Below are 20,439 nucleotides of genomic sequence, written 5' to 3'. Positions count from 1 at the left end.
CGAGTTTGGAAAGGGGCTGACTCGGTCAACCGGCTAAAAAGAATGGCGGAAAGGGCATATAAGTGAGCACTGACAAATAAAGTGCACTATCGGCCAGAAAAAAGGGTATGGCCAGATCCTGGTCTAGAACGGCTAAATTAACCTGTCGGCCGGCTAAATTAACGGCAGAACGGACAAATAAAGTGCGCCAATGGCCAGAAAAAGTGGTACGGCCAAATCCCAGTCTGGAACGGCTAAATTAAAGTAGGGAACGGCTAGATTGAACGGCAGAACGGACAAATAAAGTGCGCCGACGGCCAGGAAAAGTGGAACAGCCAGATTCCAGTCTGTAACGGCTAAATTAAAGTAGGGAACGGCTAGATTGAACGGCAGAACGGACAAATAAAGTGCGCCGACGGCCAGGAAAAGTGGAACAGCCAGATTCCAGTCTGTAACGGCTAAATTAACGTGTCGAACGGCTAAATTACGGGCAGGACGGACAAATAAAGGGTTCCAACGGCCAGAAAAAAGGGTACGGCCAGATTCCAGTTTGGAACGGCTAAATTAATGGGAGGAACGGCTAAATTAACGGCAGAACGGACAAATAAAGTGCACCAATGGCCAGAAAAAGTGGAACGGCCAGATTCCAGTCTGAAACGGCTAAATTATCGGTAGGAACGGCTAAATTAACGGCAGAACGGACAAATAAAGTGCGCCCACGGCCAGAAAAAGTGGTACGGCCAGATTCCAGTCTGAAACGGCTAAATTAATGGGAGGAATGGCTAAATTAACGGCAGAACGGACAAATAAAGTGCGCCAATGGCCAGAAAAAGTGGTACGGCCAAATCCCAGTCTGGAACGGCTAAATTAAAGTAGGGAACGGCTAGATTGAACGGCAGAACGGACAAATAAAGTGCGCCAATGGCCAGAAAAAGTGGTACGGCCAAATCCCAGTCTGGAACGGCTAAATTAAAGTAGGGAACGGCTAGATTGAACGGCAGAACGGACAAATAAAGTGCGCCGACGGCCAGGAAAAGTGGAACAGCCAGATTCCAGTCTGTAACGGCTAAATTAACGTGTCGAACGGCTAAATTACGGGCAGGACGGACAAATAAAGGGTTCCAACGGCCAGAAAAAAGGGTACGGCCAGATTCCAGTTTGGAACGGCTAAATTAATGGGAGGAACGGCTAAATTAACGGCAGAACGGACAAATAAAGTGCACCAATGGCCAGAAAAAGTGGAACGGCCAGATTCCAGTCTGAAACGGCTAAATTATCGGTAGGAACGGCTAAATTAACGGCAGAACGGACAAATAAAGTGCGCCCACGGCCAGAAAAAGTGGTACGGCCAGATTCCAGTCTGAAACGGCTAAATTATCGGTAGGAACGGCTAAATTAACAGGCAGAACGGACAAATAAAGTGCGCCGACGGCCAGTAAAAGTGGAACAGCCAGATTCCAGTCTGAAACGGCTAAATTAATGGGAGTAACAGCTAAATTAACAGGCAGAACGGACAAATAAAGTGCGCCAACGCTTGAACGGCGATGTGCAGGCGTACTCTGTGATTTGTATAAATCCCTCTTCCTAAGAAAAAACTAGCCTACAAAGGGTTTTTTACTCCGCCTTAGCGGATGGTATTAACCCCACAAGGCTTGAGAGGAAACGGCCGCAAGCTTAAGCAGGATAACTTCGGAGTTTCACTCTACGGATGGAGGTTCGGGTTTTGAGAAAATGGATGGGAATGTCCGCAGCAGCACTTATTTTGGCAGGCGGCTGCAGTCAAAAGGAGCTGACCTCATTCGGGGTCGAAATGTTTAACACAGACGGTGATTCACTTGGAACAATTAAACTATCTGAACAGCCTGAAGGCGTTAAATTTGATATTGTATTGGAAGGTCTTCAGCCGGGGGAGCATGGATTGCATATTCATCAAAATCCGGAATGCCAGGGGCCCGATTTTATTACAGCCGGCGACCATTACAATCCTGATAACAAACAGCATGGACTGCTGAATCCGGAAGGGGCACATCTTGGTGATCTTCCTAATATTGTGGCAGAGAATGATGGGAAAGCACAAGCTAAACTCTTTGGCCCGAAACTCACGTTGAAAAAGGGTGCGAAAAACTCGCTGCTCTTTAAAGAAGGGACATCACTCATTATTACTGAAACAAAGGATGATGGAATGTCTCAGCCTGCTGGAGAATCAGGTGCCAGAATAGCATGCGGGAAGATTACAGAAAAAGAAGCTATGCGCAAAGACAAAAAAGAAATTGATATTGAAGCAAAGCCCTGACGGCCAGTCAGGGCTTTAATTTATGGTCTGAGAATTCGCCCTGATGTTTTGATGAGGAAGGGAGGGGGGATTCTGCTGGTTTATATATGGGCAGCGATACGGTTGCAGAGGTTCCGGAACCAGGCTCGCTTTTATAACGCAATGTTCCTTCGTGCTGCTCTACAATTGAGAACGTCACCGTCAGTCCAAGACCTGTTCCCCTCTCTTTTAGAGTGAAATATGGCTCGCCGATTCTTGCAAGCTGTTCAGGCGTCATGCCGACTCCATTGTCTTTAATTTTTATCCGGATATAATCATGGGAAGAATAAGCCGTAATTTTAACCTCGCCATCTGATTCGGAAACAGCCTCAACTGCGTTTTTGAGCAAATTTAGAAAAACCTGCTTTAACCTTGATGAATCACCGTGTACGTATAAATCCGGAGCAATGCTGTTTTTGAAATGGACATTTTTAAAATTGGCATAGGAGGTCATAATTTTAACCACTTCATCCAAAAGATTGCTTAAAGAAAGCTTGTTTTTCTCGAAGTACTGCTGTTTGGCAAGATTAAGGTAATCCGTTATGATCTCCTGTGCACGGTCAAGCTCGGATAGAACGAGGGTGATGTATTCTTCATTTTTTGGATCCATATTTTTGCGGTCGGTCCCAATGAGCTGAATAAATCCTCTAACTACTGTGAGCGGATTTCGTACTTCATGGGCAACGCTTGCTGCAAGCTCGCTGACGATAGAAAGTTTTTCGGATTTAATAAGTCTTGCCCGAAGGAAGGCATTCTCTTTCGTGGAGTTTACACAATAGATGGTCATTAGAAGCACAAAGGTAAATAATAGGAAGCTGAGGAACATTTCAAGCAGACTTTCGGCTAATGAGAACGGAATCAGCTTAAAAAATATAAGAATCGTTAGAATCAGGTAGGTTAAGGATGTTTTGATTCCGCTGAAAAGGAATCCGAGCAAAAGCTTTGTTTGAATAGTAAAGTCATTCCATTTTGATTGAAGCATGAGAGGAACAATTAAAAAAAGAGGGGTAATGATGAGGGATATCCAAATGACATCGCCTCCCGAATATAATCGATAGAGCAAGGCAGTACAGGTAACCGAGATGCCGGTCATAGGTCCTCCGTATAAAACCGCCGCCAAGTATGGTATGTAATGCAATCCATACGGAAGTCCGTCTATCACATAAATGGGGAAAATCATGCAAAGCACAGCTGAGAGGCTGCAAAGCAAATAGATGAGAAAAAGATTGGGTTTCGGAATAGTGGGTGTCGGCCTGTTGAGCCAGATTGCCTGATAGAGATAGATGGGGAACAGGATAAATGTCACTTGCAATATTAAATCCTTCAAATTCTCCATAAAAGTCTCCTATGTCATTGATAGTGTTATTATACCATTAATGGAAAAAATATGTTGTTTTTGTGTTTGTAAAAAATGAAGTTTAAACCTGTATCCAAGTAAAAAAGCCCTCCTTCAGGAGAGCTTCGATTTAGGAGGAAAAGGCTGTTTTTACCCTTGAAAGTCCATCTTTTAAAGTTTCGATCGAACAGCCCGCGTTGAGTCTGGCAAAACCCTCTCCGCCGGGACCGTATTTTGTCCCTTCCTCGAGAGCCACCTTTCCTTTATGGAGGAGCCGTCTTTTGATTTCTTTGTCATCAAGCCCCAGTCCCCGGCAATCCAGCCATAAGAGATAGGAGGCATCCGGTTTGATAGCAGTCACCCCCGGAACTTGATTGTTAAGAAAATCAATGGCATATTCCATATTCCTTTCTATGTAGGCGTTTAGTTCGCCAAGCCATGCTGCACCATGGCTGTAAGCCGCCTCCATTCCTAAACTTCCAAGTGCATTGAGGGTAAAGAATCCCTGCCGATGAAGCGTTTCATCCATTCTTCTTCTCAGTGAGTCGTTTTCAATAACCATCACAGAGGCTTGAAGGCCGGCAAGGTTGAATGTTTTGCTTGGAGCGAAGCAGGTTATGGAACGGTCTGAAAATTCTTTGCTGATGGATGCAAAGGGGACGTGCTTATTCCCGAACAGCATCAGATCAGAATGGATTTCATCTGAGACCATAAGTACATCATGCTCTGCGCATAGTTCGCCTATTTTCTTTAATTCGTCAACGTTCCAGGACCTGCCCCCAGGGTTGTGCGGATTGCATAAAAGCATCATTTTTACTTCGGGATCATCCATTTTTTTTGCCAAATCGTTAAAATCAATTTCATAACGCCCTTCCTCAAGAATAAGCTGGCTATTAACAATTTCCCGTCCGTTTCGTTTGACCATGTCAAAAAACGGTGTATAAACAGGGGATTGAATCAGTACTTTTTCTCCTGGCTCCGAATAGGCTTGGATTGCAAAGCTTAATGCTGTTACGACTCCCGGGCTGAACAGGATCGCCTCTTTTTTAAACCGCCAGCCATTTCTTTTCTCTGCCCATTCTGTAATCGCAGTCTTGGTGCTTTCTCCTATAGAAGAATACCCGAATATTCCATGGTCGATTCTTTTCTTTAACGCCTCTAGAACTTCTGCTGGGGCTTTAAAATCCATATCGGCTACCCACATAGGGAGAACATCAGATGTGCCGAAAATTTCGTTGGTTAAGTCCCACTTAACGGAGTTGGTTTGGCGGCGCTCAACAATTTCATCGAATTTATTCATTTCTTCACCTCTTAAACGGATTTCTTCTTTATATCGTAAATGTGATAAAATAAATTTGCAAAAATACAGTCCGGGTGATGATGAATATGGAAACACAAGCTGCAAATGAAATTATGATGGAAATCCTATATAAATGGGATCCATTGGGCTACGGAGAAGGATTTTATGATACCGAATCTGTAGATGTCGTTCAGGCTGTGCATGAATTACATCATTCTTCAGAGCTTGCGAAACGAATTCAATCCATTTACGAACATTCCTTCGAAAAATGGATTCCCATTGAGGATTGCTTGCAAATGGCTCATCAATTACTATTGGTTAAGGAGCAGGCAAGCTGCTGAATCAAAAAAAGCCGGTGCATAACCGGCTTTTTTCTCTTTTTCCTTAAGCATGTGAAAAATTCATGATTCTGTCCATTACATGCATCGGTCTTTCCTCAGGAACAAGATGTCCTGTTTGAGCCAATTCAAACAATGATGCGTTGGGCAAATCTTTACTCATTCTTCTCCCTACTTCTACTGGTACGATCTTATCTTCCTGTCCCCAAATCAAAAGGCTCGGTACTTCAATTTTCTTTAAATCTTCCTGTGAGAGATCCCCTTCTCTGTCCCGGATCATACGGGTCAGTGCCATGAATATGCTGTCGTCAATAAATGGCTGCATATAACCGTCCATCATTTCCTGATCAATCAAAGAACGGTCATAAACGACATTGCAAAGGTTTTTGAAAACTCCCTGGCTGGAAAGCCAATGCTTAATGCAAAGATAAAAATAGGGAACATAGGATCCGCATATCATATAGTGCTTCATGCGCTTCATGTAGCCGGAGCTGCAAAGCAAGACGACTTTTTTAAACATTTCCGGTTTTTCCTTTGTCGCATACAGTGCCACCTGGCCCCCCATGGAATGCCCTACCAGCACCGCATTTTTTACTTCAAGTTTTTCCAGCAGCTCAATGACAACCTTTGCCATATTGGAATAAGAGTGTACAAATCGGATCGATTTTTCTGTTTTTCCAAATGGAGGAAGATCAATGGCGATAATCCGGAATTCTTCCTGAAGCAAAGGAATAAGTCTTCTATAGCTGAACGTGGAAGATAAAAATCCGTGAAGCAATACCATGGTCGGTTTTCCGGGATGTTTTTCATATAGCTCATAATGAATATTGATGCCCTGCAGATTCATTGTAGAATGGCAAAAAGTTGGGTTCATAATCAACACTCCAGCCATGATAGTTATTGACAGGTATTCGTAAGAAACGGCAAAACGTGTCCGTTTGGAACAAATTTTGACCGATTTTTTATTATTGTGTCCGGGAAACGAAGTCCCACTCATGTAAAAAATACCCCGATTGGCTATTTCGAAAACAGAATTTTCAGTTAAAAAGATTGTTTTCATGTTATAATGTTCTGAAGATTTTACTACAGGAGGGGTTAACGTGAAACTGAATGAAAAAGAAACAGAGGTGCTGGAGATCCTGGAAGAAAACAGCAGGCTGTCGATTGACTCCATTGCAAAAATGGCTGGAATATCCTTTGAAGAAACCGAGCAGATTATTCATAAATTAGAGCGGGAAAAAGTCATTATCGACTATGCGGCAACGATTGATTGGAGAAAAGTAGAAGGTCATGAAGGTGTGACCGCCATGATTGATGTGAAGGTCGCTCCTAAGCGCGGTGTCGGTTTTGATGAAATTGCAGAACGGGTTTATCGCTTCAAGGAAGTGCAATCTGTATATCTCATGTCCGGAGCTTATGATTTAAGTGTCGTGATTGAGGGGCGTTCCATGTCGGAAGTGGCCAGATTTGTGTCAGAGAAGCTTTCAACACTGGATTCTGTTCTTTCGACAACGACTCACTTTATTCTAAAAAAATATAAGCATGATGGACGCATTTTTGAAACTGGAGAAGAAGATAAACGGATGGTGGTCACTCCGTAATGGATAGTTCCCGTTTCTTATCAGCCAGTGTAACCGAACTCAAGCCTTCCGGTATCCGGAAATTTTTTGATCTCGCTGCCAGTATGGAAGGCGTCATCTCACTTGGAGTGGGTGAACCGGATTTTGTCACATCATGGAGTGTGCGTGAGGCATGCATTCTTTCTCTTGAAAAAGGTCATACAGCATATTCCGCCAATGCCGGTCTAATGGAGCTCAGAGAGGAAATCAGCTTTTATCTTGATCGGAAATTTCATGTGAATTACGAAGCGGAACGTGAAATTTTGGTTACAGTAGGAGCAAGCCAGGCCTTGGATTTAGCCTTAAGAACCATAATCAACCCCGGTGATGAGGTGATTATTCCCGAGCCATGCTTCGTAGCATATGGGCCTCTTGTGAAGCTGGCGGGCGGAATTCCCGTTTATGTATCCTCCAACTCGAACAATGGGTTTAAAACGCTCCCGGGTCAAATAGAAAAGGCAATTACTCAAAATACAAAGGCTGTTTTGATTTGTTCTCCGAGCAATCCAACCGGATCAATGCTCAGCAGAAAAGATTTTGAAAAAATATCAAATATTATAAAGCAGCATGATCTCCTGGCCATTTCGGATGAGATTTATGCGGAGCTTTCCTATGATGAGGAATTCACGAGTCTCGCTTCATTGGAGGGAATGAGAGAGAGAACCATCACAATCTCAGGATTTTCAAAAGGTTTTGCGATGACGGGCTGGAGATTGGGATTTGCAGCTGCTCCAGCACCTTTGCTGCAGGCGATGCTCAAAATTCATCAATATTCAATGATGTGCGCCCCTACGATGTCTCAGCATGCAGCACTGGAAGCACTAAGAAATGGTGAAGAAGATGTACAGCGGATGAAAACAGATTACCGGAGAAGGCGGAATTATTTTGTCCGATCTTTAAACGAAGCGGGATTTCCATGTCAAACGCCGGGCGGAGCATTTTATGCTTTTCCCTCAATTGAATATAGCGGATTATCATCTGAGGAATTTGCTGAGCAGCTTCTGCTGGAGGAAAAAGTAGCGGTTGTGCCCGGAATTGTTTTTGGCTCTTCTGGAGAGGGTTTTGTCAGATGCTCGTATGCATCATCACTTTCTCAGCTTGAAGAAGCATTGAAAAGAATGGCTTCCTTTATGAAACGCAGACAGCATGCAGGGGCACAGTGGAAAACACTTCAGGATTTTTAAGCAAAAAAAAGGACAAAGCGAATTCGCTTTGTCAGATAATAAAAGGGGGGAATACTAGAAAGCCTTTGATGGTTTTAGTATTCCCCCCTGTTTATCCTATTAAACCTTTTTTATTCACTTTTTTTATATTTTTTCGAATGCGTGATTTCCGCTGCAATCAACAGATGTTAATAATTAACATCATGCTTTAACATACCTTTTCGAAAAGAATTTGCATGAAGTTACTAAAGTCATCTTCTAATCATTCATTTGTCTTTCTGAGGATAAGCTTTGCTCTTTTTATGCCGGCTTCTTGGATGAGCTCTTCCAATTCAGAATCCATACATGAAGATGCTGTGCGGCGTTTTTCCAAAAGCTCCGATGCAGGAATATCAAGGACAGTTGAAAATTTTAATATGCTTAATGTATCCGGCAGTTGTTCTCCTGACTCATATTTTTCAATAGTGGAGACGCCCACTCTCATTTTTAAGGCAAGCTCCTGCTGCGACAGATTTCTTTGCTCACGATAATGCTTAATGTTTTCCCCAATTCTTTTCATGTGAAAATCCCTCCATTAAACATCTTATCTTCCTATTCTTATCCTACTTTTAAACCCGCTGTTCTGCGCTTCTTAAAAATGGATTTTCTGTGAGCAACTTTTGAAACTTTCATTAACAAACCTTCGTTATATGTGCGAAAGGGGGGGGAACACCATGCAGGAGGATGAACTGGTAGCGAAAGCAAAACAGGGCAATACGGCAGCATTTCATCAGCTGGTTGAAAATTATCGGCCTGTTGTAGAACGGTTTGCATACCAGCTTGGTAACCGCCAGGATGACATCGACGATATTACCCAGGAGGTCTTTATTCGGGTTTATCGGTTTCTTGATCAATTTACAAAAGCGAAATTCTCTACCTGGCTTTATAAAATCACGCTGAATGTAACGAGGGATGCTGCAAGAAAAAGAGCATCCGCATTAAGAAAAGTGTTCAAGCTTCAGCATGAGCAGCATGAAGAGTACCCTGCTGCAGAAGCGATTATCATTAAAAATGAGAATGACCGCGCTTTACATATATGTCTCCAGAAGCTTGATGAAAAATATAAAGTGCCCATTATTCTTTTCTTTTTTCACGAAAAAAAATATGAAGAAATTGCAGAAATTCAGAGTTTGACTCTCTCCACAGTGAAAACGAGAATTTTGAGAGGAAAAGCCAAGCTCAAAAAACTATTGGAGGATTTTGAAAGGAAAGAAGGTGAAACACATGGATGAACAAACCTTTGAGGAACGCCTTAGACAATTAGGGCACTCATATGATGGAATGCCGGACAGGACAAGTGCACAGGAAATCACTAAAAACATCCTTCAAAGGGAGGGAAAGAAACGCCGTTTACGTTTGAGCATGCCGGCTGCCGCAAGCATCGCTGGAATCATCCTGATCGGCGGGCTGCTTTCATTCCAGCTTTTTAAAGGTCCTGAATCTTCGCCAGGTGAGGGGAAACCGGGGATTTTATCACAGGAACAAGACCCTCCATCAACAGAGAAAATAAAAGAAAAATCCGAAGAAGCGAGGGCCCTTTACAATGAGCGGCTTAAAAAGCTCAAGGAAAAGCTAAGAAATGAAGACGCGGAATTATATCCTTTCGTTCAAGAAGCAAATCAATCAATAAAAAAATTCTCATTAAGGCCTTTTGCAAATGAAAAGGAGCTTCAAAACCAGTCGGAGCAGCTCCAGGAAAAGGTTAAAATGCATGTTTCCTCTATTGATGAACAAATGGATATGCTTCAGGAAAAAGCTAAGCAAGGAGAGACTATCTCAGATGATGACCTTCTTCTGCTTCTTGCAAAGCAGGATCAAATGTATGATAGATACAATGAAAAATGGGAAAATAGTGCGGATCTGATTGCTCCTGATTTTGAATCTTTTAAAACGGTCATTGCTTCCATGAACGACGGGACCTTTGAAAATGAAAAGCTTAAGCCTGTTGTAGAAGAAATTAGAGGGGCTGGCTACCGGTTCTTTGATGCGGGAGAAGGGATGATTAATATTCAGCCGGATTACGGATGGCCAAAGCAAAAGCTCGGCGGAAGAATTTCAGCTTCCTATAGTGAGTGGGCGGATTTCAACCTCAACAAACCGTATATGGCTGACAACACGATTATTGATGATATAAAAGCTGGAGAAAGACTCGTGGAAATGGAAGAATTTGCACTGAGCAACCCCAACTTCACCAGAATGGATAAAGTGAAAACGGCATATCGTGATCTTTTTCAAAACTATGTGAGCAAAGGGTTCTTTGATCCAAACCGTAAAGCCCCATCTCAGGAATTTGAAGAAAGTTTACTGAACTTAAAACGAAAATTTCCGGACTCGGATACCTTTAAGGAGATCGCGCTTTTACATCAGAAGTATAAGGATGGAAAGCTGGATAAACAGGAGAGTTACGCTATACCTCCATCCATGCAGCCAGCTGTACCCGAATTTTCACAGCCGGTAATCCTTTTTCCTTTAACAGAGCAGATGAGCGGCATGTACAAAGACCTTCAGGCATCAAAGGATCCAGTAGCGCTCATTGCTGAAACGGGGTATAAAGGAAACATGAACACGGAGCAAATCACGGTTTTAAGGATTTATCTTTATGCGATGCTAAAAAAAGATTATGAAACGGCATATATACTCACAGATACGAAAAAGTCAAAATCCGAATTTATTCAGGAAGCTCAAAAAGCGAAGGCTGATTTTTTATCTTTAAATACAAAAGCCAAGTATTTAAAAGTGAATGCCTCTGATGGAGAGGAGGGCATTACAGCCCTTGAACTGTATTCATTGGAAGGGATCGAACAAACATTTTATCTGAAAACAGGCGGGGGAGGTTTATCTTCGCGAGTACAAATTGGCAGGCAGGAATAATGGCAGCAGGTTTATCCTGCTGTTTTTATTTTTTTTGAAAAAAACCGCAACTTGTGATATACTTTTTACTTGCGTATATGTAGACCGAAATATAAAATTTTTAGGAGTGTTTAATGATGACAGCCACTTATGAAGTTGGAAATGTATATACAGGAAAAATTACAGGCATTCAGCCGTACGGAGCGTTTGTAGCGCTTGATGGCGATACTCAAGGCCTTGTTCATATTTCTGAAGTAACACATAGCTTTGTTAAGGATATTAACGAGCATTTGAAAGTTGGAGAGGAAGTTCAAGTGAAAGTTCTTTCCATCGACGAAAAAGCAGGCAAAATGAGCCTTTCAATCCGCGCGACTCAAGAAGCTCCTGAGCGTCCTGAAGTGAAAAAACAGCCAAGAAAGAAACAACCGGCTGCTTCAGCTGCTACTTCTTACTCTTCCGGTGATTCTGCACAAGGTTTCAACACACTGAAAGAAAAGCTTGAAGAGTGGATCGAACAATCCAAAAAGTAATCAACAACTCCAGAAGACATCCGCATATAGCAGGGTGTCTTTTTTGTTGCTTTAAATAGGCAGTAAGCTAAGTAATCAAGCACCTGCGAACTGCAATCAACAGCAAAGTTTAACAGCGCTAAAAAAAAAGAGGCACTCAATGCGAGTGCCCTTCTTCATCCATATAAATGGTTATCTCATATCTGGCTTCGGTTCAGTGCGTCCAAGTTCCGCAGCAGGCTTGAAAAGAAGACCAATGTTAATCAAACCGGCAATTCCAACTAAACCATAAATGATGCGGGAAAGGGCTGCATTCTGTCCTCCGAAGATTGCTGCTACCAAATCAAATTGGAAGAAGCCGATCAATCCCCAGTTAACAGCTCCGATAATAGTAAGTACAAGTGCTGCACGCTGAATTCCACTCATGCATATAACCTCCTGTTGTTTGATTTATTCCATATTAATTTGCGGACTGGTTAAAAAATTATGCACGTCAATTAAATTTGATTAAAATGCAAAAAACAGAAAATACTAACCGAAGCGCATTTCTTTACAAAAGATTGTGCGAGGGTAGATAATACAGATGTAAATTTGAGGAGGCGATTTTAAATGGAAAACTTTACATACTATAATCCAACTAAGCTGATTTTCGGAAAAGGCCAGCTGGAGCAATTGAAGAACGAACTGCCTCAATACGGCAGCAAGGTATTGCTTGTATACGGAGGCGGAAGCATTAAACGCAGCGGACTTTATGATCAAGTCATTTCTGTACTGAACGAAATAGGAGCGGAAGTATCTGAGCTTGCAGGAGTAGAACCGAATCCGCGTCTTACAACAGTAAGAAAAGGTGTGGACATCTGCAAAACGGAAGGAATTGAAGTTATTCTTGCAGTCGGAGGCGGAAGCGTAATTGACTGTACAAAAGCAATTGCAGCAGGCGCTAAGTATGATGGAGATGCATGGGATATTGTTACGAAAAAACATGCTCCCGCTGATGCTCTTCCATTCGGAACGGTTCTTACACTTGCAGCGACCGGTTCAGAAATGAATGCAGGTTCTGTTATCACGAACTGGGAAACACAGGAGAAATATGGATGGGGCAGCCCGCTTACATTCCCTAAATTCTCGATCCTTGATCCAGTTAATACATTCACTGTACCAAAAGACCATACTGTATATGGCATTGTCGATATGATGTCCCATGTATTTGAACAATACTTCCACCGTGCGTCCAATACTCCATTACAGGACCGCATGTGTGAATCTGTTCTTAAAACAGTTATCGAAACCGCTCCAAAATTGCTGGAAGACCTTGAAAATTATGATCTTCGTGAGACGATTTTATACAATGGTACGATTGCTCTTAACGGTACACTTCAAATGGGAGCGCCTGGTGACTGGGCATCTCATAATATTGAGCATGCTGTTTCAGCTGTATATGATATTCCGCATGCAGGCGGATTAGCGATTCTTTTCCCAAATTGGATGAAGCACAATCTTCATGTAGATGTCAGCCGCTTTAAACAGCTTGCTGTTCGAGTGTTTGATGTCAATCCTGAAGGGAAAACGGATGAAGAGACAGCTCTTGAAGGAATCAGCCGACTGCGTGAATTCTGGAGCAGCCTGGGGGCGCCGAGTCGTCTTGCTGACTACAATATCAATGACGAGAACCTTGACATGATTGCAGACAAAGCAATGATTTACGGGGAGTTCGGACGTTTTAATGCGCTTAAAAAACAAGATGTAGTCGACATCTTGCAAGCATCATTGTAAAAAGTAAAAAGTAAAAAGTAAAAAGCTGATTTTCCTTATGGGAATCAGCTTTTTAAGTACTTTCATCATTGTGTATAAACAGAGCCATTGTGATCATGTCGGCATATTCGCCATCGGCATAGCGGATTTCCCTGCACATCCTGCCTTCTTCTTTAAACCCCAGAGCTTCATAGAGCCGGATCGCCTTATCATTATTTGAGAACACCTCCAGAGTGATTTTTTCAAGCCCTTGCTCAGCTTTGCACCACTCAATCATTCGTCTCATTAATTCCTTGCCGATTCCATGACCTTGAAAACTATTCTTGACGGAAATCCCGAAGGAGCAAACATGACTCCTCCTGTTTCTTTTATGCCGGTTTACGCTCAGCATGCCAATTAAACTGCGTCCTGCAAAGGCCAGTAAAATCATCCCGCCGTCCTGATAGGTTTGTTTAATCCAGTACTCTTCATCTTCAATCGATGGTCGATACTCACCCGCTTCACTGATCATGTAGGGCGTTTCGCCAAGAATTTTCTTTATATACCTTGTCATTTTAAAAGCATCTGCCTGCGTGGCAAAACGGATCATCGTTCTCATGGGTTCCTCCTAGATAGGCTTGAAATCAGGAAAAATTTCCATCTAACTATTAATGTAACAGCTTTTCAGGAGGAGTCAAAAGAAAATTTGGTCTTGGCATCGCTTACAATCAGGGCTTGGCTTGATTTAAGGATACAGTTTGGTTAAAGTGAAAGAGGCAAACAAATTAAGATTGGAGGATGAATATATGACACATGTTCGTTTTGATTATTCCAAAGCGCTGTCATTTTTCAGTGAGCACGAAGTTACATACCTGCGTGATTTTGTTAAAGTAGCGCATCATTCCATACACGAAAAAACAGGGGCCGGCAGTGATTACTTAGGCTGGGTAGACCTTCCTGTTAACTATGATAAAGAGGAATTCAGCCGCATTCAAAAAAGTGCAGCAAAAATCAAAGAGGATTCCGACGTATTGGTTGTCATCGGGATCGGCGGTTCCTACCTTGGAGCAAGAGCTGCGATTGAAATGCTGAATCATTCCTTCTACAATGTCCTTTCCAAAGAAGACAGAAAAACCCCTCAGGTGATTTTCGCTGGAAATAACATTAGTTCTTCATACATGAAAGACTTAATGGACGTCTTAAAAGGCAGAGATTTTTCAATTAACGTGATTTCTAAGTCTGGAACGACTACCGAGCCTGCCCTTGCTTTCCGTATTTTCCGCAAGCTTTTAGAAGAAAAGTATGGAAAAGAAGAAGCGCGCACCCGCATTTATGCTACAACGGATAAAGCACGCGGTGCTCTTAAAACGCTTGCTGATGAAGAAGGCTATGAAAGCTTTGTGATTCCTGATGATGTGGGCGGACGCTATTCTGTATTAACAGCTGTAGGACTTCTGCCGATTGCTGTAGCAGGAAACGATATTGAAGCAATGATGAAGGGTGCAGCGGATGCGATGAACGATTTCTCAAGTTCTGAGCTTGAAGAAAATGCTGCCTACCAATATGCCGCTGTTCGCAATGTTCTATACAGCAAAGGTAAAACCATTGAAATGCTGATTAACTATGAGCCTGGTCTGCAGTACTTCTCCGAGTGGTGGAAACAGCTCTTCGGCGAAAGCGAAGGAAAAGACCAAAAAGGCATTTTCCCTTCTTCAGCTAACTTCTCAACGGACTTGCACTCTCTTGGACAATACGTTCAGGAAGGACGCAGAGATTTGTTTGAAACAGTCTTGAACGTGGAAAATTCCCGTCATGAATTGCTGATCGAAGAGGAAGAAAATGATCTTGACGGTTTGAACTATCTTGCCGGAAAAAACGTGGACTTTGTTAACAAAAGAGCGTTTGAAGGAACAATGCTTGCTCATACAGACGGAGACGTTCCAAACCTGATTGTCAATGTTCCACAGATGGATGCATACACATTTGGCTATCTTGCGTACTTCTTTGAAATTGCCTGCGCGATGAGCGGCTATCTACTTGGTGTCAATCCGTTTGATCAGCCTGGTGTAGAAGCGTACAAAGTAAACATGTTTGCATTGCTTGGCAAACCTGGATTCGAAGAGAAGAAAGCAGAGCTTGAAAAACGCTTAAAATAAGAAAACAAAAGGAACTGTCCAATTTTGGGCAGTTCCTTTTTGTATGAAAGCCTGTGTAAAGGAAAACCTACCTTTTAGAACGGAGGTGTTCCTATGATTGAAATTCCTTCAAAGCTTGAAGGTCAGCAGTTTAATTTATTTGATTTGGAGTCAGAGCTTAAACCGCTTGGATATTCCATCGGCGGAGGCTGGGATTATGAGAAAGGTTCATTTGATTACAAAATCGATGATGAAGTTGGATATCAGTTCCTGAGACTTCCATTTTTTGCAGCGAGCGGTGCTTTGGACTCTAAAAATACAACTGTAGAGCTCGGTACGCCTTATTTATTATCTCATAAATATCAAATCGGTCTCGATGATCATGCAAGGATCGGCAACTTGCAGGCATCCTTTAATCAATTTTCGGAGCCGCAGGTTAAGGATGCTTCTTTTCCAGAGAAGTATATTGACCTTGGAAAATCATTAGTAAAAGAACTTGAAACGGTTCTTCTTTCCTAATAGCTCTGTAAACTTAGCTGTTCATTTCCTGTGCAATTTAAAATCAAAATCATTCTTCAAGTTAGCCATCCAAATAAAGAGACAAAATGAAAACCGAAGACTGCTCGCGATGTATGAGCATGTTTCCGGTTTTCACTTTTGCACACGTGGTTTTTATTAATTTATTCATAATCGTTTAATCTGTAGCGAAAATAAGCAATAACCCGGATTTTACAATACAAAAAATAGATTTAATACTGTTGGTGTTTCAGCAAATAAACAAAATCGCCTTATCCCCTTCGTGCACGGTGAAATCAGCTGCGGGGTTATAAATCAGCTGATCATTACGCTTTATTCCGACAAGGATGCTTCTATGTTCAAGAAAGTAGAGGCTAAGATCCTTGAAAGGGGTCTCGCACAGCGGAATAGGGATATCATTCACCTCGATATGCTTCCCTTCACCCGGATTGACCATCTCTGTACTTTCCCGAACGGAATGCTTGTGCAGGACTCCATTTACCATAATGTGACTGGACAATTCAAATGTTTTAACAATTTCATCTGCCCCTGCACGAATCGCATTTGCTGCCTGATGGGCTGTTTGAATTTCTGCAATGGTATATGTATCAGGGTTTAATCCTTTTACGGCAAGAATAATGAGAATGGTTTGCATATCCGCTTCTGTTTCATTCTTATGCTGATCAGAGGTGATGACGACAGTCCTCGCTTTCACCGAGTTTGCATGGAGCAGTGTGCTGTCCTGTATAGCGGGCCCTTTGATAAAATGGATGTGGTCAATCGGAGATTCCTCTAGCGTCTGATCAATTAATACGATTTTCTGCTCAGGGGTTGCTTTCATCATGGATCGGATCATCTCAGCAGATTTTGCATTCCATCCTATGATAATGACGTGGTCTTTGCTTTTGAACATGAGACTCCCCCTTTTATAACGGTGCTGAAGCTCCACAGCCGCTGCTGCAAAAGTAGCGAAAAAAGCTGTCGCGAAAGCTGCCCCAAGCAATATAATCAGCATTCCCACCGCTTTTCCCACTATGGTTTTTGGGACGATATCACCAAATCCAACCGTGGAAATTGTTACAACTGTCCACCACAATCCATCAAAAAGAGTAGGATAGGTTTCAGGCTCAATCCATGTCATGATCATAGCGAAAATCAGAATCAGGAACAGGACAAATAGCGCAATTCGTGCATAAACAGGAAGCTTCTGCCAAGCCGTGATTAAGAGGCTTTTACTCATTTGCTTTTCCTGTTTTGCTATCTGTGAAGGAGAGAAACTCTTTAATTAGCGTATTGATCTTGTGCTCAATTGTCTTTTCACCATAAATCTCGATAGCCTTAAGAATGATGTTCTCTGTCTCGGCAGTAAAACGGAGGATCGGTTTGTCTTCTTCCGATTGATTATAAATCTGGATAAATACATCCAGTGCCTCATTCATTTGATCAATAGCTTCGCTAAGGTTTTCCTTCTCTTTCCCTGAGATTTTCATGGTTTCACCTTCTGCATCCAGTCTTTATTGTGTAGTATGCACTTGTTAATCCATCTTCTTTCTGGATAACTCCGAAAAAAACTGCAGAAACTAGCAGGAGCAATGGTATGGGAGAAGGAGCTGTTTATAAATGATCGGGGTCAATTTACTTTTAGTGTTTTTATTAATCGCTGCAACTGCCTTTTTTGTGGCAACAGAATTCGCCGTTGTAAAAGTCCGCAAATCACGTATTGACCAGCTCGTCGCAGAAGGGAACAAAAATGCCGTCTATGTAGAAAAGGCAATCAATAACCTTGATGAGGCACTTTCTGCCTGCCAGCTTGGAATTACAATCACCGCTCTTGGTTTGGGGTGGCTCGGGGAACCTACAGTGGAAAAGCTCCTTCATCCTCTCTTTCACAAATTAGCCTTGCAAGAACCGCTGTCATCTATTCTTTCTTTTGTGATTGCCTTTGCTGCTGTTACATTTCTGCACGTGGTTATTGGTGAACTTGCCCCTAAAACCGTAGCGATTCAAAAATCAGAGGAAGTCACCCTGCTATTTGCTAGACCGCTGCTGGTATTTTATAAAATCATGTTTCCTTTTATTAAAGCGTTAAACGGGTCAGCAAGAGTCATTGTAAGGCTGTTCGGTTTCCACCAGGCATCCGAGCATGAAGTAGCGCTTAGTGAAGAAGAACTGAGAATCATTTTATCCGAAAGCTTTGAAAAAGGAGAAATCAATCAGTCTGAGTACAAATATGTAAATAAAATCTTTGAATTTGATAACCGGCTGGCGAGAGAAATTATGGTGCCAAGAACGGAAATGGTAACAGTTGACCTAAATGAGAGCGTCCGTGAAAACATGGAAATCATGAGAAATGAACGGTACACAAGATACCCGGTCCAGGCAGAGGATAAAGACAATATAGTCGGCATCATCAACATAAAAGAAGTCTTTCATGCGCTGTATCTAAGCAAGGATGTTAAAATGGCAGACATGATTCGGCCTGTCATTAAAGTAATTGAAACCATTCCCATTCAGGATTTGCTGATGCGGATGCAAAAAGACCGAATTCATTTAGCTATTTTAGTTGATGAATATGGCGGGACTGCGGGTCTTGTCACTGTAGAGGATATCATTGAGGAAATCGTTGGGGATATCAGGGATGAATTTGATGCAGATGAGCAGCCTTATTTAAGGAAAATCGCGGAAGGACATTATTTTGCGGATGGAAAAATTTTGTTAGAGGAAATTAATGACCTGCTCGGTACGGAGCTTGAAGAAGAAGAAGTGGATACATTAGGAGGCTGGATCCTGACAAAGAAAATTGATATTCAGCAGGGCGAGTCCATTTCTGAAGGAACGCTTACGTTTCTTGTAATGGAAATAGAAGGACATCATATTAAGCTGATTGAAGTAAAACAATCGAAGGCATACATGCCGAAGGAAGAAACCGGAAATGACTGCTAAAAAGAAATTCCATTGAATTCATCCGATATTTCTGATAGCATTATTCTGTTATTCTGCACTTATTAGAGATATTGGATGGAGGTTCATTTATGAAAGCCTATCGCTTTCCGATTATCCTTTTATCTTCCATCATCATTGGAGCGGTAATAGGATTAATTTTTGGAGAAAAAGCCGTTGTACTTAAGCCATTCGGCGATGTATTTTTAAATGCAATGTTTACCGTTGTTGTTCCGCTAGTATTCTTTACAATTGCTTCGTCCATCGCAAAGATGGGAGGCACGAAGCGTCTTGGAAAAATCATGGGGAGCATGCTTGGTGTATTTTTATTTACCGGGCTGATTGCGGCTCTTTACATGCTCGTAATCGTGAATATTTTCCCGCCTGCTGAAGGTGTGAATATGAAATTTGAAAAGCCGGAAGCAGTTGAAGAGGTGAGTCTTGCTGATCAAATCGTAAGCACGTTTACGGTACCTGATTTTGCAGACCTATTCTCAAGGAGCAATATGCTTTCCCTTATCGTTTTCTCTGTTCTGCTTGGAATTGCTGTTTCAGCAATCGGTGAAAAAGGAAAGCCGTTTTCACAGTTCCTTACTTCAGGCTCTGAAGTGATGATGAAAATCGTTTCTTATATTATGTATTATGCACCGATTGGATTGGGTGCCTATTTTGCCACACTTGTTGGGGAATATGGTCCGATGCTGCTTGGAACCTACTTCAAATCAGGAATTCTTTATTATGTTTCTGCATTCGTTTATTTCTTCGCAGCGTTCACAGTCTATGCATTTATGGCAGGTAAAAAACAGGGAGTTAGAGTATTTTGGAAGAACATGCTCTCGCCAACCGTTACCTCTCTTGCCACCTGTTCAAGTGCTGCCTCCATCCCGGTTAATCTGGAAGCATCAAGAAAAATGGGAGTTGCGCCTGATATCAGCGAAACAACCATTCCTCTTGGGGCAGCTCTCCATAAAGACGGGTCCGTAATTGGAGGAGTACTGAAAATCGTTTTCCTTTTTGGGATCTTTGGAAAGGAATTTGCGGATTTTGGAACGATGACAAGCATAGTGCTTGTAGCGATTTTGGTTGGAACCGTCATGGGAGCTATTCCAAGCGGCGGAATGATCGGCGAAATGCTGATTTTAACTCTATACGGTTTCCCGCCGGAAGCACTGCCGATTATCGCAGCTATTTCTACCATCATTGATCCTCCTGCAACCATGCTGAATGTAACAGGGGATAATGCAGCAGCAATGCTCGTATCCCGATTGGTGGAAGGTAAAAATTGGATGAAGAAACAAGCCGGACGTATTTCTTCTAAAACCGCATAAAGACATTAAAAGCTCAGATATATTTCTGGGCTTTTTTTAAAAGGCTCTGTTAAAGCCTGGTGTTGATTATTAACACCTGTTGATTGGAGCGGAAGGCGTGAGACTCCTGCGGGAGCAGCGGGACAGGTGAGACCCCGCAGGCGCAAAGCGGCGAGGAGGCTCAACGCCCGCCCCGCGGAAAGCGAACGCCTGCAGCGGAAATCAACAGCTAAGTTTAACAGAGCTAAAAAATAAAATATGTTCATTCTTTAACATTTTTAGAGTATAATATGGTTTAGAAATTTATCTTATGTTTTTTTGAAATGTAAGCGAATACTTAACAGGGCAGCTGTCCCTTTGATAAAA

23 protein-coding genes are annotated in these 20,439 nt (G+C 42.3%); 12 read left to right on the top strand and 11 right to left on the bottom strand.

Features of this window, described 5'->3' with window-relative positions; translation table 11 throughout:
- Positions 1 to 153: 153 nt before the first annotated feature.
- The 3 genes from WCV65_RS16990 to WCV65_RS16980 all read right to left on the bottom strand — a co-directional run bounded on the left by WCV65_RS16990 (position 154) and on the right by WCV65_RS16980 (position 1,496).
- Positions 154 to 381 carry a hypothetical protein gene (locus WCV65_RS16990; RefSeq protein ID WP_338778094.1) on the bottom strand — a complete coding sequence of 76 codons (228 nt, stop codon included), beginning with the start codon at positions 379 to 381 and terminating at the stop codon, positions 154 to 156.
- A gap of 380 nt (positions 382 to 761) precedes the next feature.
- Entirely contained in the window at positions 762 to 989 is a 228-nt protein-coding gene (locus WCV65_RS16985) for a hypothetical protein (protein ID WP_156505965.1), read from the bottom strand.
- Positions 990 to 1,268: 279 nt separating this feature from the next.
- Positions 1,269 to 1,496, bottom strand: a complete 228-nt coding sequence (locus WCV65_RS16980) for a hypothetical protein (RefSeq protein ID WP_338778092.1) — start codon at positions 1,494 to 1,496, stop codon at positions 1,269 to 1,271.
- Between the two features lie 224 nt (positions 1,497 to 1,720).
- On the opposite strand from WCV65_RS16980, the gene WCV65_RS16975 reads away from it, so the two are divergent.
- On the top strand, positions 1,721 to 2,272 hold the full coding sequence (locus WCV65_RS16975; RefSeq protein ID WP_338782339.1) for a superoxide dismutase family protein: 552 nt from the start codon (positions 1,721 to 1,723) through the stop codon (positions 2,270 to 2,272).
- 7 nt (positions 2,273 to 2,279) lie between these two features.
- On the opposite strand, the gene WCV65_RS16970 is transcribed toward WCV65_RS16975, so the two are convergent.
- Complete coding sequence (locus tag WCV65_RS16970) at positions 2,280 to 3,626, bottom strand: HAMP domain-containing sensor histidine kinase (protein ID WP_338778091.1); 1,347 nt, start codon at positions 3,624 to 3,626, stop codon at positions 2,280 to 2,282.
- A 130-nt stretch (positions 3,627 to 3,756) separates the two neighbouring features.
- Positions 3,757 to 4,926, bottom strand: coding sequence for a MalY/PatB family protein (locus WCV65_RS16965; RefSeq protein WP_338778090.1), 1,170 nt, complete (start codon positions 4,924 to 4,926; stop codon positions 3,757 to 3,759).
- A gap of 77 nt (positions 4,927 to 5,003) precedes the next feature.
- On the opposite strand from WCV65_RS16965, the gene WCV65_RS16960 reads away from it, so the two are divergent.
- The gene (locus WCV65_RS16960) at positions 5,004 to 5,267 is read left to right on the top strand and encodes a DUF1871 family protein (protein WP_156505964.1); all 264 of its coding nucleotides are present in this window, start codon (positions 5,004 to 5,006) and stop codon (positions 5,265 to 5,267) included.
- Between the two features lie 43 nt (positions 5,268 to 5,310).
- Here the strand turns inward: WCV65_RS16960 and WCV65_RS16955 are convergent, their stop codons facing one another.
- Positions 5,311 to 6,138 (bottom strand): alpha/beta hydrolase, encoded by an 828-nt coding sequence (locus tag WCV65_RS16955; protein ID WP_035412403.1) that lies wholly within the window; start codon positions 6,136 to 6,138, stop codon positions 5,311 to 5,313.
- A gap of 226 nt (positions 6,139 to 6,364) precedes the next feature.
- Between WCV65_RS16955 and WCV65_RS16950 the strand changes: the two genes are divergently transcribed.
- Positions 6,365 to 6,865 carry an Lrp/AsnC family transcriptional regulator gene (locus tag WCV65_RS16950; protein ID WP_338778089.1) on the top strand — a complete coding sequence of 167 codons (501 nt, stop codon included), beginning with the start codon at positions 6,365 to 6,367 and terminating at the stop codon, positions 6,863 to 6,865.
- The gene (locus WCV65_RS16945; protein WP_338778087.1) at positions 6,865 to 8,067 is read left to right on the top strand and encodes an aminotransferase; all 1,203 of its coding nucleotides are present in this window, start codon (positions 6,865 to 6,867) and stop codon (positions 8,065 to 8,067) included. The genes WCV65_RS16950 and WCV65_RS16945 overlap by 1 nt, the downstream gene beginning before the upstream one ends.
- 241 nt (positions 8,068 to 8,308) lie before the next feature.
- Here the strand turns inward: WCV65_RS16945 and WCV65_RS16940 are convergent, their stop codons facing one another.
- Positions 8,309 to 8,605, bottom strand: a complete 297-nt coding sequence (locus tag WCV65_RS16940) for a helix-turn-helix transcriptional regulator (protein WP_051860836.1) — start codon at positions 8,603 to 8,605, stop codon at positions 8,309 to 8,311.
- A gap of 154 nt (positions 8,606 to 8,759) precedes the next feature.
- Between WCV65_RS16940 and WCV65_RS16935 the strand changes: the two genes are divergently transcribed.
- The 3 genes from WCV65_RS16935 to yugI all read left to right on the top strand — a co-directional run bounded on the left by WCV65_RS16935 (position 8,760) and on the right by yugI (position 11,465).
- Positions 8,760 to 9,317, top strand: coding sequence for an RNA polymerase sigma factor (locus tag WCV65_RS16935; protein WP_035412394.1), 558 nt, complete (start codon positions 8,760 to 8,762; stop codon positions 9,315 to 9,317).
- Entirely contained in the window at positions 9,310 to 10,956 is a 1,647-nt protein-coding gene (locus WCV65_RS16930; protein WP_338778082.1) for a hypothetical protein, read from the top strand. The genes WCV65_RS16935 and WCV65_RS16930 overlap by 8 nt, the downstream gene beginning before the upstream one ends.
- 116 nt (positions 10,957 to 11,072) lie before the next feature.
- Positions 11,073 to 11,465: a S1 domain-containing post-transcriptional regulator GSP13 gene (gene yugI / locus WCV65_RS16925; RefSeq protein WP_035412386.1), complete on the top strand. Its 393-nt coding sequence runs from the start codon at positions 11,073 to 11,075 to the stop codon at positions 11,463 to 11,465.
- 171 nt (positions 11,466 to 11,636) lie between these two features.
- On the opposite strand, the gene WCV65_RS16920 is transcribed toward yugI, so the two are convergent.
- Entirely contained in the window at positions 11,637 to 11,870 is a 234-nt protein-coding gene (locus WCV65_RS16920; RefSeq protein WP_035412381.1) for a DUF378 domain-containing protein, read from the bottom strand.
- A gap of 183 nt (positions 11,871 to 12,053) precedes the next feature.
- Here WCV65_RS16920 and WCV65_RS16915 point away from each other — a divergent pair, with 183 nt between their 5' ends.
- Positions 12,054 to 13,217, top strand: a complete 1,164-nt coding sequence (locus tag WCV65_RS16915; RefSeq protein ID WP_338778077.1) for an iron-containing alcohol dehydrogenase — start codon at positions 12,054 to 12,056, stop codon at positions 13,215 to 13,217.
- A 52-nt stretch (positions 13,218 to 13,269) separates the two neighbouring features.
- Here the strand turns inward: WCV65_RS16915 and WCV65_RS16910 are convergent, their stop codons facing one another.
- Positions 13,270 to 13,794, bottom strand: a complete 525-nt coding sequence (locus WCV65_RS16910; RefSeq protein ID WP_051860835.1) for a GNAT family protein — start codon at positions 13,792 to 13,794, stop codon at positions 13,270 to 13,272.
- Positions 13,795 to 13,981: 187 nt separating this feature from the next.
- On the opposite strand from WCV65_RS16910, the gene WCV65_RS16905 reads away from it, so the two are divergent.
- Positions 13,982 to 15,331 carry a glucose-6-phosphate isomerase gene (locus WCV65_RS16905; RefSeq protein WP_035412375.1) on the top strand — a complete coding sequence of 450 codons (1,350 nt, stop codon included), beginning with the start codon at positions 13,982 to 13,984 and terminating at the stop codon, positions 15,329 to 15,331.
- A gap of 93 nt (positions 15,332 to 15,424) precedes the next feature.
- The gene (locus tag WCV65_RS16900) at positions 15,425 to 15,829 is read left to right on the top strand and encodes a YugN-like family protein (RefSeq protein ID WP_338778074.1); all 405 of its coding nucleotides are present in this window, start codon (positions 15,425 to 15,427) and stop codon (positions 15,827 to 15,829) included.
- Positions 15,830 to 16,076: 247 nt separating this feature from the next.
- Here the strand turns inward: WCV65_RS16900 and WCV65_RS16895 are convergent, their stop codons facing one another.
- Both WCV65_RS16895 and WCV65_RS16890 read right to left on the bottom strand, forming a co-directional pair.
- Positions 16,077 to 17,066 carry a potassium channel family protein gene (locus WCV65_RS16895; protein ID WP_338778072.1) on the bottom strand — a complete coding sequence of 330 codons (990 nt, stop codon included), beginning with the start codon at positions 17,064 to 17,066 and terminating at the stop codon, positions 16,077 to 16,079.
- Positions 17,059 to 17,316: a protein mistic gene (locus WCV65_RS16890; RefSeq protein ID WP_338778070.1), complete on the bottom strand. Its 258-nt coding sequence runs from the start codon at positions 17,314 to 17,316 to the stop codon at positions 17,059 to 17,061. The genes WCV65_RS16895 and WCV65_RS16890 overlap by 8 nt, the downstream gene beginning before the upstream one ends.
- A gap of 130 nt (positions 17,317 to 17,446) precedes the next feature.
- Here WCV65_RS16890 and WCV65_RS16885 point away from each other — a divergent pair, with 130 nt between their 5' ends.
- Together WCV65_RS16885 and WCV65_RS16880 are read left to right on the top strand one after the other, a co-directional pair.
- Complete coding sequence (locus tag WCV65_RS16885) at positions 17,447 to 18,769, top strand: hemolysin family protein (RefSeq protein ID WP_338778068.1); 1,323 nt, start codon at positions 17,447 to 17,449, stop codon at positions 18,767 to 18,769.
- An 89-nt stretch (positions 18,770 to 18,858) separates the two neighbouring features.
- Positions 18,859 to 20,094 carry a dicarboxylate/amino acid:cation symporter gene (locus WCV65_RS16880; RefSeq protein WP_338778066.1) on the top strand — a complete coding sequence of 412 codons (1,236 nt, stop codon included), beginning with the start codon at positions 18,859 to 18,861 and terminating at the stop codon, positions 20,092 to 20,094.
- Positions 20,095 to 20,439: the final 345 nt, after the last annotated feature.

It is taken from the genome of Metabacillus sp. FJAT-52054 (assembly GCF_037201815.1).
In the GTDB taxonomy this organism is placed as follows: Bacteria; Bacillota; Bacilli; order Bacillales; family Bacillaceae; genus Metabacillus_B; species Metabacillus_B sediminis.
This window is presented reverse-complemented; position numbering and strand designations above follow the sequence as displayed.

Coding starts and splice junctions, on each gene's coding strand:
- WCV65_RS16975 (WP_338782339.1), top strand. CDS start 1,721: ATGTCCGCAGCAGCACTTATTTTGGCAGGCGGCTGCAGTCAAAAGGAG.
- WCV65_RS16970 (WP_338778091.1), bottom strand. CDS start 3,626: ATGGAGAATTTGAAGGATTTAATATTGCAAGTGACATTTATCCTGTTC.
- WCV65_RS16965 (WP_338778090.1), bottom strand. CDS start 4,926: ATGAATAAATTCGATGAAATTGTTGAGCGCCGCCAAACCAACTCCGTT.
- WCV65_RS16960 (WP_156505964.1), top strand. CDS start 5,004: ATGATGAATATGGAAACACAAGCTGCAAATGAAATTATGATGGAAATC.
- WCV65_RS16955 (WP_035412403.1), bottom strand. CDS start 6,138: ATGAACCCAACTTTTTGCCATTCTACAATGAATCTGCAGGGCATCAAT.
- WCV65_RS16945 (WP_338778087.1), top strand. CDS start 6,865: ATGGATAGTTCCCGTTTCTTATCAGCCAGTGTAACCGAACTCAAGCCT.
- WCV65_RS16940 (WP_051860836.1), bottom strand. CDS start 8,605: ATGAAAAGAATTGGGGAAAACATTAAGCATTATCGTGAGCAAAGAAAT.
- WCV65_RS16935 (WP_035412394.1), top strand. CDS start 8,760: ATGCAGGAGGATGAACTGGTAGCGAAAGCAAAACAGGGCAATACGGCA.
- WCV65_RS16930 (WP_338778082.1), top strand. CDS start 9,310: ATGGATGAACAAACCTTTGAGGAACGCCTTAGACAATTAGGGCACTCA.
- yugI (WP_035412386.1), top strand. CDS start 11,073: ATGACAGCCACTTATGAAGTTGGAAATGTATATACAGGAAAAATTACA.
- WCV65_RS16920 (WP_035412381.1), bottom strand. CDS start 11,870: ATGAGTGGAATTCAGCGTGCAGCACTTGTACTTACTATTATCGGAGCT.
- WCV65_RS16915 (WP_338778077.1), top strand. CDS start 12,054: ATGGAAAACTTTACATACTATAATCCAACTAAGCTGATTTTCGGAAAA.
- WCV65_RS16910 (WP_051860835.1), bottom strand. CDS start 13,794: ATGAGAACGATGATCCGTTTTGCCACGCAGGCAGATGCTTTTAAAATG.
- WCV65_RS16905 (WP_035412375.1), top strand. CDS start 13,982: ATGACACATGTTCGTTTTGATTATTCCAAAGCGCTGTCATTTTTCAGT.
- WCV65_RS16900 (WP_338778074.1), top strand. CDS start 15,425: ATGATTGAAATTCCTTCAAAGCTTGAAGGTCAGCAGTTTAATTTATTT.
- WCV65_RS16895 (WP_338778072.1), bottom strand. CDS start 17,066: ATGAGTAAAAGCCTCTTAATCACGGCTTGGCAGAAGCTTCCTGTTTAT.
- WCV65_RS16890 (WP_338778070.1), bottom strand. CDS start 17,316: ATGAAAATCTCAGGGAAAGAGAAGGAAAACCTTAGCGAAGCTATTGAT.
- WCV65_RS16885 (WP_338778068.1), top strand. CDS start 17,447: ATGATCGGGGTCAATTTACTTTTAGTGTTTTTATTAATCGCTGCAACT.
- WCV65_RS16880 (WP_338778066.1), top strand. CDS start 18,859: ATGAAAGCCTATCGCTTTCCGATTATCCTTTTATCTTCCATCATCATT.